The organism is Streptomyces sp. NBC_00390, from assembly GCF_036057275.1.
Lineage (GTDB): Bacteria > Actinomycetota > Actinomycetes > Streptomycetales > Streptomycetaceae > Streptomyces.
This window is the reverse complement of the sequence record NZ_CP107945.1, coordinates 4,857,038-4,869,707: the sequence shown is the minus strand read 5'-3', so window position 1 is coordinate 4,869,707 and position 12,670 is coordinate 4,857,038. Positions and strand designations below refer to the sequence as shown.

Below are 12,670 nucleotides of genomic sequence, written 5' to 3'. Positions count from 1 at the left end.
TCGTTGTGCTAAACCGCTTGTTCATGGACGGCTCGTTATCTGCGCTAGTGGCCGCGATCGGAGCGGTAGTGGCGGCTCTCATCACCGGATACGTAGCGATGAAGGGGCAAAAAGCGCTCCACCAGAGGCGGATGGAGGCATACGACGAGTTCCAGGCATCGCTGAACCAGTTCCGGCGCGCTCTTACAGCTCCCGATCCCGACTTTGAGCTCGCGGAGCTGATGGACGCGAACCAGGGAGTCCACGACATGATCTACAAGGTCTGGACTGTCGCGCCTAAGAAAGTGACCGAACTGGTGATACAGATCAGCCATACGTGCGGAGCGATCAGTCACCATGTCCAACGCGGGCGGCTGGACTCCCTTGCGAAACGTGAAGAGGCGTGGCGAACGAGGGTGTGGCCACTGCGGCGACAGCTGAACAATGCCACCGCTCAGCGTGGTGGCTATTGACCGTGCCCCTCACATGCCCGTTCGGTCAGGAAACAGCGGGGAACAGCGGTCGCTGGCAGACAACGCTCATGACGACGGCCCCTGACCGAGTTGCCTGGTCAGGGGCCGTTCATCTGCGGTGGGTGTGGGATTTGAACCCACGGTGACATCGCTGCCACGACGGTTTTCAAGATCGCTCAGTCGCCGACGAACCATAGATACAGGTGCGTTCCGTTCTGAACGACCTGGCACAGCTCTCGAGTCTGGTCCACCCAGGTGCCACCGTAGGCTTCAGGAAGGCGATCAAGTTCCGCGAGCAGCAACGGCACCTGCCGCTCGTTGAAGACGGCATCCCCATAGGGACTCAAGGCCCACAGCAACGGGAAGTTCACCGGGTCGAGTGCGGGAATGAGGTCCGTCCACGTCAGCCCGGCCTGGGCCCGTGCTACGGGCTTTCCCGAGTCCCCGCGCACCTGCATGTTGATCACCCGCCGACCTTACCGGCGATTGGTGCCGAGTCGGCAAGGCATGCCTACCCGTCTAGCTCCTCAACCCGGGCCGTCTCTGGGCCGTCCGAGGCCTAAGGCGGTGGTCAGTGGCGTTGCTGTACAGCAGCGGAGTACAGCAACCACAGCGGCCGCAGCCGACCGTCAACACACCTGAGGAGCCGAGCCGTCTGCCCAGCAGACCTCAGCGACCGCCCCGCCCATAGTTCGCATCGAGAGGGTCACTAGGGCGGGACCCGTGCCACTCTCGTGCCAGAACGAGCGGGGAGTCAGGGGGAATCGCGGTGCGTATGGGGACGCGCCGCCCAATCCATCCAAGGCTGGGAATCCGCAGGTCGCGCCGCAGTTCGCCCCACCTCGCTCCTAAAGCGGGTGTCGCAGGTTCGAATCCTGCCGGGGGCACCACAAAATTGCAGGTCAGCGCACTAAAGGTCTTCCAGGGAACCATCCTGGAAGACTTTTGGGTGCGCAATGGGAACATCCTGGGAACATGGAACTGCGCATTAGTCGCACTTCGGACATTCTTCAATGATCTGACGGGAAGCCCCCGTCTCTACGGCCAGACGAGCCTCAGTGTCGGCGACGGCTGGGAGAGACCGCCGACACCTGGTCGATGCGGGAGCGTCGATCGTTGGCCTGATGGTGGATGCCCGCGTCATTGCTCATTCCGCGTGGCAAGGTTGTTCGCGCATCGGAGAGGAGCGGCCGCAGACATTCGGGTGCTGCTGCCGCTGCTTTACTCCCGTTGCGTCGCTGCGTGGGTGCTCAGTCGGCTACTTGAGGTACACCAGTCCGTCCATGGTGATCGTCGGGCGACCGCTGGCGGCGTTGTGGGGCGTCGTCAGCCGCCTGAGGGCATGAACAAACAGCCGGAGCGCCTCAGATCGACGCCCAGCTGTACCCATGCAGGTCCTCCCGCGTGCTTCGGCGTAGACCTGGTCGGGTCGACGGGGCGGAGTGGTCAGTGTTTGAAGGCGTCCTTGATCTTTGCCCCGGCCTGCTTGATGTTGCCCTTGAGTTGGTCTCCGCGGCCTTCGGCCTGCAGGCGCCGGCTGCCGGTGGCGCGGCCGGTTGTCTTCTTGGCGCTGCCTTTCATCGCTTCGGCCTTGTGCGTGATCTTCTTCGCGATACTCATGGGTGGCCACCCTGGGTGAGTTGTCTGCTGGGGTTCGGTGGCAGGAATACCGTGGCGCCGGCCGGTCAGCGATCTGCGCGTGCGGTCGCACGCCTACTGGGGGGCGGATCGGTGCCCGAAGTGCAGTCTGCTCCGACGACCACCGTCCGGGGCGGGAATGCGATCATCGTGGGGTGAGTCGTTCCCCCGCGCATTCGCGTTGTCCGCGCGGGCGGGCTCGCGTTGGTCGACTAGGTCGTCGCGGTCCCTCCCGGCAGAGGCCGTCTCGCGGCGCGACGGCTTGCGTCCGCGGTGCGCGGTGCTGCCACGGCGAGAGGTACGGCGGGCGCTGGTCAGGAGCAGGCTCAGTCCAAACAGGGCCGCTGCCCCGACGATCATGCCGTAAAGGAAGAGCGTGCCGGTGGAGCCGGTGACGTCGAAGCCGAATACCGAGAACCCGCCGGTGACCTCGTGCGCGCTGCCGCTGTTGGTGACAACAGCGGCCACGCCGACGCCTACGGCGGCGATCAGGATGATGAGTCCGAGGATGACGATCATGACGCGCTCCAAGGATCTGCTTCGTATCTCCCTACGGTAGAACTGCACCGCCAACGAGGCCACTGCGACAGGGACGGCATGATTCCCCGGGTTTGGTGGTCCACTCGCTGGAGACCATCGACCGCAACGCCGCTCGGCCGTGACCCGTGCAATTCCAGGCATCCCGGTGTGGGTTTGCGCTGAAGGCGGGCGAGGGACCTGCTGGGCAGGGGGATCACTCCGCGCGACCGGAGGACATCATGATCATCCTGCTTGTCATCGGTTTCGTGGCCAAGATCGCCATCCTGTGGACCATCGGCATCATCCTGGTCGTCATCGGGGTCATCCTGTGGATCCTGGGATCGCTGGGTCACGTGGTCCGTGAACGACGGCACTACTGGTAGACGGCCTGAACCTGCGGATCGTGCCGATCCGTTCCTCGCACGACCCGACGTGTGGAGCGTTCCCCGTTTGTTCTGTCGCCGGGCGACCGCACGCCGCTGGCGCGTGCCAGAGCTGCGGCAGGGTGGACGTGACCATCGTGTGGCTTTGGGGCGCCAGCCGGGGGCTGCCGGAAAGCGTGTGTGCTGGCGTGTCGGCGGGTCGGGCCTCTGCGCAATGCCGACCGCACGGCGAAGTACCCCACGTCGGCGATGAGGAACAGTACGCCGATGGAGAGCAGATACAGCATGCCCTCGACGGCCACGCCGATGATGCCCGGCACGATCGCGACGACAAGCAGGACCAGGACGACTATGGCGGTTGCCTCCTCGGGTGGAGGGGCCACTCTCGGCGGCGGGCGAGTCGCGGTTCGCCCCTGGCGCCTTCACCAGCGCCTTGTCGCAGACGACCTTGACGGACGCCGACCTGAGGGTCGCGCCGCCGGGAGACGAAAACCAGGCGGCGCCGGTGGGCGGTCTGATCTGCCGGTAGCCAACTACCGGCCGGACCCGTACCGACGTGCATGAGGGGTCACATGTGCTGCCCGTAGTACTTGCCGAGTTGCTCAAGGTAGTTGGGGGCGCCAGTGAGCTTGTCCGTGTCGAACTCGGGTGCGGTCTTGATCTTGCAGCGGTCGGCGCTGACGTCCAGCGCCCGGCAACCCCGGAACTGCCGCAGCGGCCCGCCTCCGCAGCAGGACCCAGAGCTTCTCAAGATGCGACCGACACCCTTCGGGCGAGACTGGTGAGTACAGGACCGGCATTTGAGTGATGGCTCTTATGCCGAGGCGACTGCCCCGTCGTGGCCGGAATCGCCGGGCTGTAGATGGCCGGCCCCCCCGAAGTGAGCAGGACTAGGTTCCCCCTTCGTTGCGCTCCCAAAATCGGCCGCAGTGGCCGCCGTTGGGCAGAGACCACTGACAGCAGCAGTGTGCGCGGCACGGGCGGGTCCCCGAGGGAACGATGAAGGTGACGTGCGCATGGATGATCAGACCAAGATGGCTCTTGCCGCGGCCGTAGTCGGCGGTTACGTGCTGGGCCGTACGAAGAAAGGCAAGCTCGCCCTGAGCGTAGGGACGTATCTGGCGGGCAGACAGTTCGGTCTTGAGCCGCGCCAGCTCGCTGCCGAGGGAATGCGCAGGCTGGGCGAAATCCCGCAGGTCGCCGAACTACAGGAACAGATGAAAGGGGAGTTCCTCGACGCGGGCCGCAAGGCAGTGACAGCTGCTGCCACTCGCGGCATGGGGACGCTCGCGGACACCCTCCGTGACCGCACGGCCAGCTTCGGTAAGAAGGAAGAAGAAGAGCCGGAGGAGGAGTACGCGGAAGAGGAGGAAGAGGAAGAGGAAGAGGAAGAGGAGGAACCTGAACCCGAGCGCCCGCAGCGCCGGAGAAGCTCCCGGAAGCCGACTGGGCCTGATAGGGGTACCGCGTCAAGGCGAGAGAGGGCCCCCTCTGCCCGGAGTTCCTCCGGGGCAGCGGCGAAGAAGGCAGCCCCAGCGAAGAAGTCCTCTGCGACGAAACCGGCTGCGAAGAAAGCATCCCCAGCCAAGAAGTCCGCCGCTCGGAAGCAGGCTCCCGCCAAGAAGTCGGCGTCTTCAGGACGGGCGGCGAAGAAGACATCCAAGCGCGCCGATCGCCGGAGGTAGCCCGCCATGGCCGGGAAGGACACGAAGCAGCCGGAGACGCAGGAGTCGGGGATGGGCGGACTGCGTGAGGCACTGTCGGGTTTCGTCGGTTCACAGGTTGAACGGCTCGCGGAGAAAGCCAGTGACAAGCTCACGGACGTCACCGATCAGCTCACCGATGCCGCCGAGAACGGCGGCCTGCTCAAAATCGGCTCGCGCATCCTCGGGGGCGAATCCCCCGTGAAGGCGTTCCTGTCCGAGAAGGCCAAAGGCCTCAAGGACAGCGTCGTGAACAAGGTCAAGGAAGCGTTCGGCGGCGGCAAGGGCAAGTCCGGTAGCAGCAAGAGCATGAACATCATTGAGGTCCTCGATGTCGGCGTGCCCCTGCGCACGGCCTACGACTACTGGACGCAGTACGAGGAGTTCAGCAGCTTCACCAAGGGCGTTCACAACGTCTCGAAGAGCGACGAGATGACCAGCGACTGGAAGGTCAAGGTCGGCCCCTCTTCGCGCAGCTTCAAAGCGACTGTCCAGGAGCAGATCCCGGACGACCGGATCGTCTGGACCTCCGAAGGCGCAAAGGGGACGACCAAGGGTGCGGTCAGTTTCCACGAACTGGCGCCGACACTGACGCGGATCGTCCTGGTCGTGGAGTACTACCCGTCCGGGTTCTTCGAAAAGACCGGCAATCTTTGGCGGGCCCAGGGCCGCCGGATGAGGCTGGACTTCAAGCACTTCCAGCGGTACGTCACTCTCACCGAGGAAGAGCCGGAAGGCTGGCGCGGCGAGATCCGGGACGGCGAAGTCGTCATGTCGCACGACGAAGCGATGGAAGAGGAAGAAGCAGCACAGGCCGAGGAGTACGAAGCCGCGGAAGACGAAGAGGGCGATGCTGAGGACGAAGAAGACGAAGAAGAAGGGGACGTCGAGGCAGAGGAGTGGGAGGACGAGCCCGCCGATGAAGAGCGGGAGGAGTGATCCCCGGTATGCGGCGCCATGTGACCAGTTGGCCTAGACCACTCTGTGACGGCCCGCCCCTGCATTGTCGCTCGGGAAGCGCCCACCCTTGGGGAGCCGCCGGTCCAGCAGAGGTGAGGCAGCGAACCGTGAACGACAGCAGCACCGAACCACGTTGACGACCGATCCCGTGCGGCGAGGGCATCGCCGACACACACGCTCGCTCTGGTGGATCGTCATGAGCTGTGCCCGCCCTCTTGGCCAGTCCGTTGTCCGAATCGGAGGGAGGTCCTGTCTCCGCCGAATCCGGGGAGCGGTCCGCAGGCGCCGGATATCGCGCTGTCATTCCAGTGGGATGTTCTCTCCACTCGGCTCCGCTGGTTGGAGGCGTAGCGAGCATCCAGCTCAGGACGCGGATGAAGTTTTGGCTGAGCGGTAGCGTGCGTCGCGGATGGGGCGTCCTGCCTGGTGAAGGCTTGTGAGGGCTTGTCGGTAGGAGGCGATGAGACCGGTCTCGGTGTAGGGGATGCCCAGTTCCTTGCAGTAGCGGCGGACGATGGGGCGGGCGGCGCGCAGTTGAGGGGTGGGCATGCTGGGGAACAGGTGGTGCTCGATCTGGTGGTTGAGACCGCCGAGGGCTATGTCGGTGAACCGGCCGCCGCGCACGTTGCGTGAGGTGAGGACCTGGCGGCGTAGGAAGTCGGGGCGGTCCTTGCCGGTCAGAATCGGCATGCCCTTGTGGTTGGGGGCGAAGATGGAGCCGAGGTAGAGGCCGAACAGGCCCTGGTGAACGGCGAGGAAGGCGATCACCATACCGGGCGGCAGCACCAGGAACAGCGCAGCGAGAAAGAGCGCGAAGTGGGCGAAGAGCAGGGTGCCTTCCTGGGCGCGGTGTTTCAACGAACGGTTGGCCAGGGCCTTCACACCCATCACATGCAGATTGAAGCCCTCCAGCGTGAGGAGAGAGAAGAAGAGGAAGTCCTGGGAGCGCCCGATGAGCCGGGGAAGGCCCTTGGCGGCGCGGGCCTGTTGCTGCGACCAGACCAGCAGGTCGGGGGCCAGGTCGGGGTCGAGGGTTTCGTGGTTGGGGTTGGCGTGGTGGCGAGTGTGCTTGTCCTGCCACCAGCCGTAGCCCATCCCGATACCCGCGTTCCCGGCGATCCGGCCGAACCGCTCGCTGGCCTTGCGAAGCCGGAATACCTGCCTGTGGGCCACGTCGTGAGCGAGGAGGGCGACCTGGCCGAAAACCAGGGCGAGGAAGGCGGCGATGACCAGTGTCCACCAGCTGGAGCCGATGAGTACGAAAGCGGTCCAGCCGCCGGCGTAGAGCACGCCTACCGTCGTGATGCGGGCCGTGTAGTAGCCGGGGCGGCGGTGCATCAGCCCGGCGTCGGCGATCTCCTTCGCCAGTCTGGCGAAGTCACTGCCGGACGCCTTTGCGGGCGGGGGACGAACAACTGCATCGGCGGCCCCCTCGCGCTATCGCCCGCCCCACGTGCCACGCCCGCCCCCGGATCTCAGACAGGGGCGGGCGCTTCCGGATGGCTACACGACTTCCTGCTCCTCCTTGCGCGCCTTGCGGATGTCGCGGACGCTGGCGGTCAGGGTGCCGTCCTGCTGCTCGTAGTGAGAGAGGGCCAGCCCGAGGCCGAAGAACGTGGGCGCCCATTCGCCGACGAAGATGCCCCACCGGTCGGCGCGATCGAGCCCGACGCCTGGCTCGACTTTGAGTGAGGCGGCCCAGGTGAAGATGGAGAAGCCGATGGACATGAAGGCTGCGGTGTAGGCGTGCTCGCTGCGCAAGCCCTTTTCATGCAGCATCTTGATCATTACGGTCTCCCTGGTGTGTGGGGGACAGGACACTTTCACCAGGGTCACCCGGTTGGCGGTGGCTCGCATCTGGGGGTGTCAGGCCCCGCCGAGCTTGGGGATGCCGAGGACTCCCCATGGCTGGCAGATGTCGCACATCTGCAGCTCGGTGAACTGCTCCGCGGTGAGGAGGACTTCGTCCTTGCTCAGGTAGCCGGCTGCTTTGCACAGCCCGCAGTCTCCGCGATGGAGTAGAGGGCGTTCCGGGCGACGCGGTTGGGCTGGACCTTCCACATCTGTGCGATGCGGGCTGCGTCACAACGGCGCCGGTCCCTTCTCCCTCCCACCTCGACGGCTGCAGTTACGCTCGGCCAGCTCAGCGTTGAGGGCGGTCGCGAAGACGCACCAGGCCGCATACGGCAGCAGGGCGAGGGCCGCAGTCTTGTCTGCCCGGACGACGCGGCCGATGAGCTGGACGTTGCTGACATCGAGCGCGAGGGTGGCCAGCAGGCCGGCGGCCGGGCTCTGCTTACGGAAGAACAGCCAGTTCCACGCCCCGTTCACGATGAGATTCACCGCCGTGCTGGCGGCGAGCGGTGTCCGCTCCCCAGGCGGCGCGTTGTTCAGGGCCCGGCCCGTGGCCCAAGCCAGGCTCGCGTACAGCGATGTCCACACCACCCCGAACGCCCACGAGGGCGGCTGCCAGGACGGCTTGGACAGGGATCTGTACCAGGCGCTGTCCGCGTCGACGGCAGCGGAGCCAGCCGCGGCGGTCGCAACGGTGGCGATGGTCGTGGCGGCGTAAGTTTTCCAGCCGCTCGTGTCTGGCCCGGACCGCTCGCTCAATAGCCTCATGCAGGCTCTGCTACCCCCACGGCCGCTCCCAGATCACATGCTGCTCATCGTGCACGGGTACGGAACACCCCGCTGAACGGGGCCGGGCGCAACCGGACGAATCGGCCGACGTTGGTGTGACGACCCGTGCTCCGCTCTTCCAACTGTGCGGCGATCGGACGGATAACGGACAGGTCGTGAGGGCCGGCCCGAGGTCAGGCGCTGAGCAGACGGTCGAAGAAGGATCGATACTGACGCAGCGCCAGGCGCAGGTCCTCGGTTTCGACCTCCTCGCCGCGGTGCCATTGGCTTTCCAACCCCTGCCTATGGTCCGCGAATGTGGTGGCGAGCAGCTGCATCACCTCGGCGACGAGCCCGTCTGCCGCACGCACCGACCGCTGCGGGTCATCGACGAATCCCTGCTGGATCTCCTGCCACCTGGTGCGGAGGTCTTCTGTCTCCTGGGGCCCGAGAAGCGGGGCAGTATCGGGTTCCCGCGCGGAGGCGTCGTGCTCGCCAGCTGCGGCGGCCGGTTCGTTTCCGGCCTCGTCCGTGATCCTGGTTCTTGGTGCTGCCCGGTCGGCATCGGGGACTGCCGTCAGGTCATCGTCCGGGCGCTGTTGCGGTGCATCTGTGCGAGGCCGGGCGAAGTCCTCGGTGGACAGACTCTCTGCGACGGGCTGGGGATACTCGTCGCGTCCGGATGCTCTCTGCATGTCCCTTCACCTCCATGGGCTGGTGGCACAATCCCGGCTACTGGGCACTCATCGGCGTTTCTCATCCGGCGAACCGGTGCCGTCATGCAGCAGTTCCTCGAACAGCGCCCGGTAGTGGACCATCGCGCTCCGCAGTTCCTCCGTCGAGGTGTCCCTGCCTCCGGCGCGCTCGTTGATCTCATGGGCGACGCGGTAGTGCTCCAGCGTCCGGGAGTGTTCGACCGAGAGGTCCCGCTTCTGTTGCTCGTAACTGTCGGTCGGGTAGCCACGCTCGCTCATGAGCGTGGTCACGAGCCGGTCCGCCTCACCCAGGGCCTGGTCGGGACGGTCGACGAAGTGCTCCTGCACACTGGTCCAGTCCCGGGCGTACCGGTCCCGGACCGTCGACGGCAGCGGCCTGAGCTCCAGAGTTTCATGCCGCTCCTCCCTCGCGCGCAGGTCGCGGTCGGCCGCTCCACGGCTGTGCTTCGCCTCGACCGTGCGCTCGTATTCCGGCCCGAAACGCTCCCGCAGGTGCCGGCGCCGGGTCATGGTCCGCAGGGCCAGCGCGACCAGAGCCAGGACGACCACGACAGCCACGATGATGACGATTGTCTCCATCGCATCCTCCACTCATTGACAGCTCACACCGGCAGCCAGATCTGGGCGAACGAGGGTTACCGCCGCGGGTGCCGTCCCTGGTGTGCCACATTCCAGGATTTCACGAATTGCCCTATTTGCGACTTGGGGGTAAGTGGTGGATTGAAGGTCGTCGCGTGCGACACCTCTGGTGCTCGCCGCTCTCGAGGCCCTGGCCAGTGGTCGGGCCCTCCGGCCGCACGTGCAGGGCATCGGCCTCGCCACGGAGGGCGGCGGGGGTTTCGTCGCCGCTGGATGCCTCTTCTCCCGCCGTGGGTACGCTGAGAGTGGGTGTTCTTCATGGAATGGCTCAAGCGACTTCCTGTGATCGCACGGCTGATGCGTACGCACGTGTGGCGCGCGTACGAGCGGCTGGCCGAGGTCCACTGGGCCCGGCTCGCCGCCGCGATCACCTTCACCAGTTTCGTCGCGCTCTTTCCGCTGATCACCGTGGGCGCGGCGATCGGCGCCAAGCTGCTGAGCAAGGAGCAGCTCAGCAAACTCCAGGACAAGATCGCCGACCAGGCGCCGGGCCTTTCCGGCCTGCTGGACCTGGACAACCTCGTCGCGCACGCCGGAGCCGTCGGGCTCATCGCGGGCGCGCTGCTGCTCGTGATCGGCATCAACTGGGTCGGCGCCCTGCGCGGGTGCCTGCGCGCGGTGTGGGAGAAGGAACAGGACCCGGGAAATCCGATCCTGCGCAGGATCAAGGACACCGGGGTACTGGTCGGTCTCGGCGCGGTCGGACTGGTCGCGATCGGCAGTTCGGTATTCGCCAACATCGCCGTCGGCTGGGCCGCCGACAAGGCCGGCATCGAGGGCGGGGCGGGACGGCGGTGCTGTTCTTCGCCGGCCTGGCCACCGCCCTGCTCGTCGACTTCCTGCTGCTGGTATACCTGATCACCCGGCTGCCCCGGGTGCATCCCGGCCGACGCGCGGTCGTGGTCGCCGGCCTGATCGGTGCAGTCGGCTTCGAACTGCTCAAGTGGTTGCTGACCGGCTATCTGCAGGGCGTCGCGGGCAAGAGCATGTACGGCGCTTTCGCCGTGCCGGTCGCCGTCGTGCTGTGGATCAACCTCATGGCCAGGCTGCTGCTGTACTGCGCCGCTTGGACAGCGACGGCGGTGCGGCCCAGCAAAACAGCCGAGGCTGAGGGCCCGGGTTCGGAGATCAGCCCCGCAGGCGACGACGCACCACAGCGGGCGTCGCCCGACAGCGGCGCACCAGCAGCACCGCGCCGCACGACGCCTCCAGCGCGCGACCCGTAACCCGAGCGCGGTCAAAGCCGCCGAGGGCCCGTATTTCAATAACTGTCAGCGACGGGTTTCCGCGGGGGTTGTTCGGGCGTGTAGCTGTTCCAATGTGCGGGCGGGCGATCCGGGTATCGGCGTGACGAGGATCCGGTGCAGGTCCAGGAGCCGTTTTGCGTCCTGGTACTGGATGGACAGGTTGGTGCGGTTGACGCCCAGTAGTTGGGCCAGGAACGTCATGGTCATCGCTCTGCGGCGGCGGAGGATGGCTGCCAGGAGCCGGTGGGTGTGGTCCACGCTGCTGGTCTGTGGGTGGCGGTAGCTGCGCGGGCGGTGGAAGCGTCGCTGGAATGCTGCCTCGGCCAAGGCGTCCCAGAAAGGCTCCGAGACCGCCACCAAATACTCGAAGGCGGTTCGTGACATGCCGGTCAGGGCCGGATCGGTGAGCATCGCGGTCAGGGCCGGGTCGGTCCGGTGTGTGGTTGTCGGCGCGTCTGGCGCTCGCGGTGGAACGGGAGACAGTGTGTAGTTCCAGTCACCGTGGAAGGTGTTGGGTGTGATCGGAAGGGCGTGGAACTCGGCGGGTGTGACGCTGATGCCGAGGTCGTAGTTGCCTGTGTCCAGTTCGGCCCCGATGGTCAGGCCGGTCTTGGTTGTTGTGGCGGCGATGGTCTCGAGGACGACCTGGTAGCTGGTCAGCGGCCGCCCCCGCCAGTTCGCGGTGATGTGACAGAACATCCGGTGCTCTATCTTGTTCCACTTCGAAGTCCCCGGCGGTAGGTGACAGACCGTGATCTCCAGGCCGCTCTCTCGTGCGAAGGTGGCAAGGTTGCTTTTCCAGGTCCAGCGGCGGGGGTCGTTGGAGCCGCCGGAGTCGGCGGTGATCAGGAGCCTGCCGGCATTCGGGTGGTCCGCCCGTCCGCGGTGCTGCCACCAGCGTCGGATGGACTCCACCGCGAACTGGGCGGTGTCGTGGTCGGTACCGACGTTGACCCATCCGCTGTTGTTGGCAATGTCGTAGATCCCGTAGGGGATCGCCATGGGCTGGTCGTTGGTGGTGAACGTGTGGCAGTCCACCTTGATCGCGTTCTTGCCCGGCCGCCAGGTGCGACCGGGCCGGTCCCGGTTGCCGAGCCATTCCTTGGCCTTGGTGTCGACGCTGATCACCGGCTGGGCATCGTTGAGGAACGCGGCGGCGGTGGAATTCAGGTGGGTGAACTGGGCATCGCGGTCCGGATGGCTGATGCCCTCTGTTGTCTTCGCGGTTCCCTGCAGGCTGTAGCCCAGGGTGTGCAGCAGGTGTCCGACGGTTGAAGCGCTGACCGGGTGGCCCTGTGTGGTGAGGGTCGTGGCCAGGGCCCGTAACGACAGCGTGGTCCACCGCAACGGGGAGACGGGGTCGCCTCGGGTGTGCGGCTCGATCAGCGACTCCAGCGCGGGCAGCAGACCAGGGTCGGCATCTGTCAGCCGCTTGCGGCCCGCACCTGGAGCCCGGACCCGCAGGGTCGGTGAGGAGCAATCGGCCAACTCGGCCATACCTCGCGCGATGGTTGCAGTGCTGGTGCCGGAGGCGGCGGCGACCCGGACGATCCCGCCGCGGCCGAGGGCCGTCGCCTCACTGGCCAGATACAACCGTCGGCGGCGCTCATCGAAGTGCGGCAGGATCTGATCGAACTTGGCCCGCAGAGCACGAGCGGCAACGCAGCCTGACAGACACGGGGTCATATCTCAGACTCCCACCAACACCCCTCTGCCGAGCACTTATTGAAATACGGGCCCCGACTCCGTGCTTGTCCTGCCGGTCAAGCTGGTCGGCCCCTGGCAGGCTCC

14 protein-coding genes and 2 pseudogenes are annotated in these 12,670 nt (G+C 66.1%); 5 read left to right on the top strand and 11 right to left on the bottom strand.

Features of this window, described 5'->3' with window-relative positions; genetic code table 11:
• Positions 1–47 precede the first annotated feature (47 nt).
• Positions 48–452, top strand: coding sequence for a hypothetical protein (locus OHS70_RS21425; RefSeq protein WP_328399439.1), 405 nt, complete (start codon positions 48–50; stop codon positions 450–452).
• A gap of 176 nt (positions 453–628) precedes the next feature.
• On the opposite strand, the gene OHS70_RS21420 is transcribed toward OHS70_RS21425, so the two are convergent.
• From OHS70_RS21420 to OHS70_RS21410, 3 genes are all read right to left on the bottom strand, one after another.
• A complete protein-coding gene (locus tag OHS70_RS21420) occupies positions 629–910 on the bottom strand; it encodes a hypothetical protein (protein ID WP_328405799.1) in 282 nt (93 codons plus the stop codon).
• Positions 911–1,898: 988 nt separating this feature from the next.
• Positions 1,899–2,072 carry a CsbD family protein gene (locus tag OHS70_RS21415; RefSeq protein ID WP_328399437.1) on the bottom strand — a complete coding sequence of 58 codons (174 nt, stop codon included), beginning with the start codon at positions 2,070–2,072 and terminating at the stop codon, positions 1,899–1,901.
• Between the two features lie 93 nt (positions 2,073–2,165).
• On the bottom strand, positions 2,166–2,609 hold the full coding sequence (locus tag OHS70_RS21410; protein WP_328399435.1) for a hypothetical protein: 444 nt from the start codon (positions 2,607–2,609) through the stop codon (positions 2,166–2,168).
• 239 nt (positions 2,610–2,848) lie between these two features.
• Here OHS70_RS21410 and OHS70_RS21405 point away from each other — a divergent pair, with 239 nt between their 5' ends.
• A complete protein-coding gene (locus OHS70_RS21405; protein ID WP_328399433.1) occupies positions 2,849–2,992 on the top strand; it encodes a hypothetical protein in 144 nt (47 codons plus the stop codon).
• Between the two features lie 568 nt (positions 2,993–3,560).
• On the opposite strand, the gene OHS70_RS21400 is transcribed toward OHS70_RS21405, so the two are convergent.
• Entirely contained in the window at positions 3,561–3,743 is a 183-nt protein-coding gene (locus OHS70_RS21400) for a hypothetical protein (protein WP_328399431.1), read from the bottom strand.
• A gap of 265 nt (positions 3,744–4,008) precedes the next feature.
• Between OHS70_RS21400 and OHS70_RS21395 the strand changes: the two genes are divergently transcribed.
• Positions 4,009–4,677, top strand: coding sequence for a histone protein (locus OHS70_RS21395; RefSeq protein WP_328399429.1), 669 nt, complete (start codon positions 4,009–4,011; stop codon positions 4,675–4,677).
• Between the two features lie 6 nt (positions 4,678–4,683).
• Complete coding sequence (locus OHS70_RS21390; RefSeq protein ID WP_328399427.1) at positions 4,684–5,634, top strand: SRPBCC family protein; 951 nt, start codon at positions 4,684–4,686, stop codon at positions 5,632–5,634.
• A 384-nt stretch (positions 5,635–6,018) separates the two neighbouring features.
• Here the strand turns inward: OHS70_RS21390 and OHS70_RS21385 are convergent, their stop codons facing one another.
• The 6 genes from OHS70_RS21385 to OHS70_RS21365 all read right to left on the bottom strand — a co-directional run bounded on the left by OHS70_RS21385 (position 6,019) and on the right by OHS70_RS21365 (position 9,572).
• Complete coding sequence (locus OHS70_RS21385; RefSeq protein ID WP_328399425.1) at positions 6,019–6,993, bottom strand: fatty acid desaturase family protein; 975 nt, start codon at positions 6,991–6,993, stop codon at positions 6,019–6,021.
• Positions 6,994–7,158: 165 nt separating this feature from the next.
• Positions 7,159–7,443, bottom strand: a complete 285-nt coding sequence (locus tag OHS70_RS21380) for a hypothetical protein (RefSeq protein WP_328399423.1) — start codon at positions 7,441–7,443, stop codon at positions 7,159–7,161.
• A 78-nt stretch (positions 7,444–7,521) separates the two neighbouring features.
• The gene (locus OHS70_RS39095) at positions 7,522–7,716 is read right to left on the bottom strand and encodes a DUF6233 domain-containing protein (RefSeq protein WP_443062634.1); all 195 of its coding nucleotides are present in this window, start codon (positions 7,714–7,716) and stop codon (positions 7,522–7,524) included.
• 21 nt (positions 7,717–7,737) lie between these two features.
• On the bottom strand, positions 7,738–8,277 hold the full coding sequence (locus tag OHS70_RS21375) for a TspO/MBR family protein (protein ID WP_328399421.1): 540 nt from the start codon (positions 8,275–8,277) through the stop codon (positions 7,738–7,740).
• A 194-nt stretch (positions 8,278–8,471) separates the two neighbouring features.
• Positions 8,472–8,972: a hypothetical protein gene (locus OHS70_RS21370; RefSeq protein WP_328399419.1), complete on the bottom strand. Its 501-nt coding sequence runs from the start codon at positions 8,970–8,972 to the stop codon at positions 8,472–8,474.
• Positions 8,973–9,020: 48 nt separating this feature from the next.
• A complete protein-coding gene (locus OHS70_RS21365; protein ID WP_328399417.1) occupies positions 9,021–9,572 on the bottom strand; it encodes a hypothetical protein in 552 nt (183 codons plus the stop codon).
• A 318-nt stretch (positions 9,573–9,890) separates the two neighbouring features.
• Between OHS70_RS21365 and OHS70_RS21360 the strand changes: the two are divergent.
• A pseudogene (locus tag OHS70_RS21360) lies at positions 9,891–10,858 on the top strand (YihY/virulence factor BrkB family protein).
• Here OHS70_RS21360 and OHS70_RS21355 read toward each other — a convergent pair.
• Positions 10,761–12,565: pseudogene (locus OHS70_RS21355) on the bottom strand (ISAzo13 family transposase). The pseudogenes OHS70_RS21360 and OHS70_RS21355 overlap by 98 nt on opposite strands.
• Between the last annotated feature and the right edge of the window lie 105 nt (positions 12,566–12,670).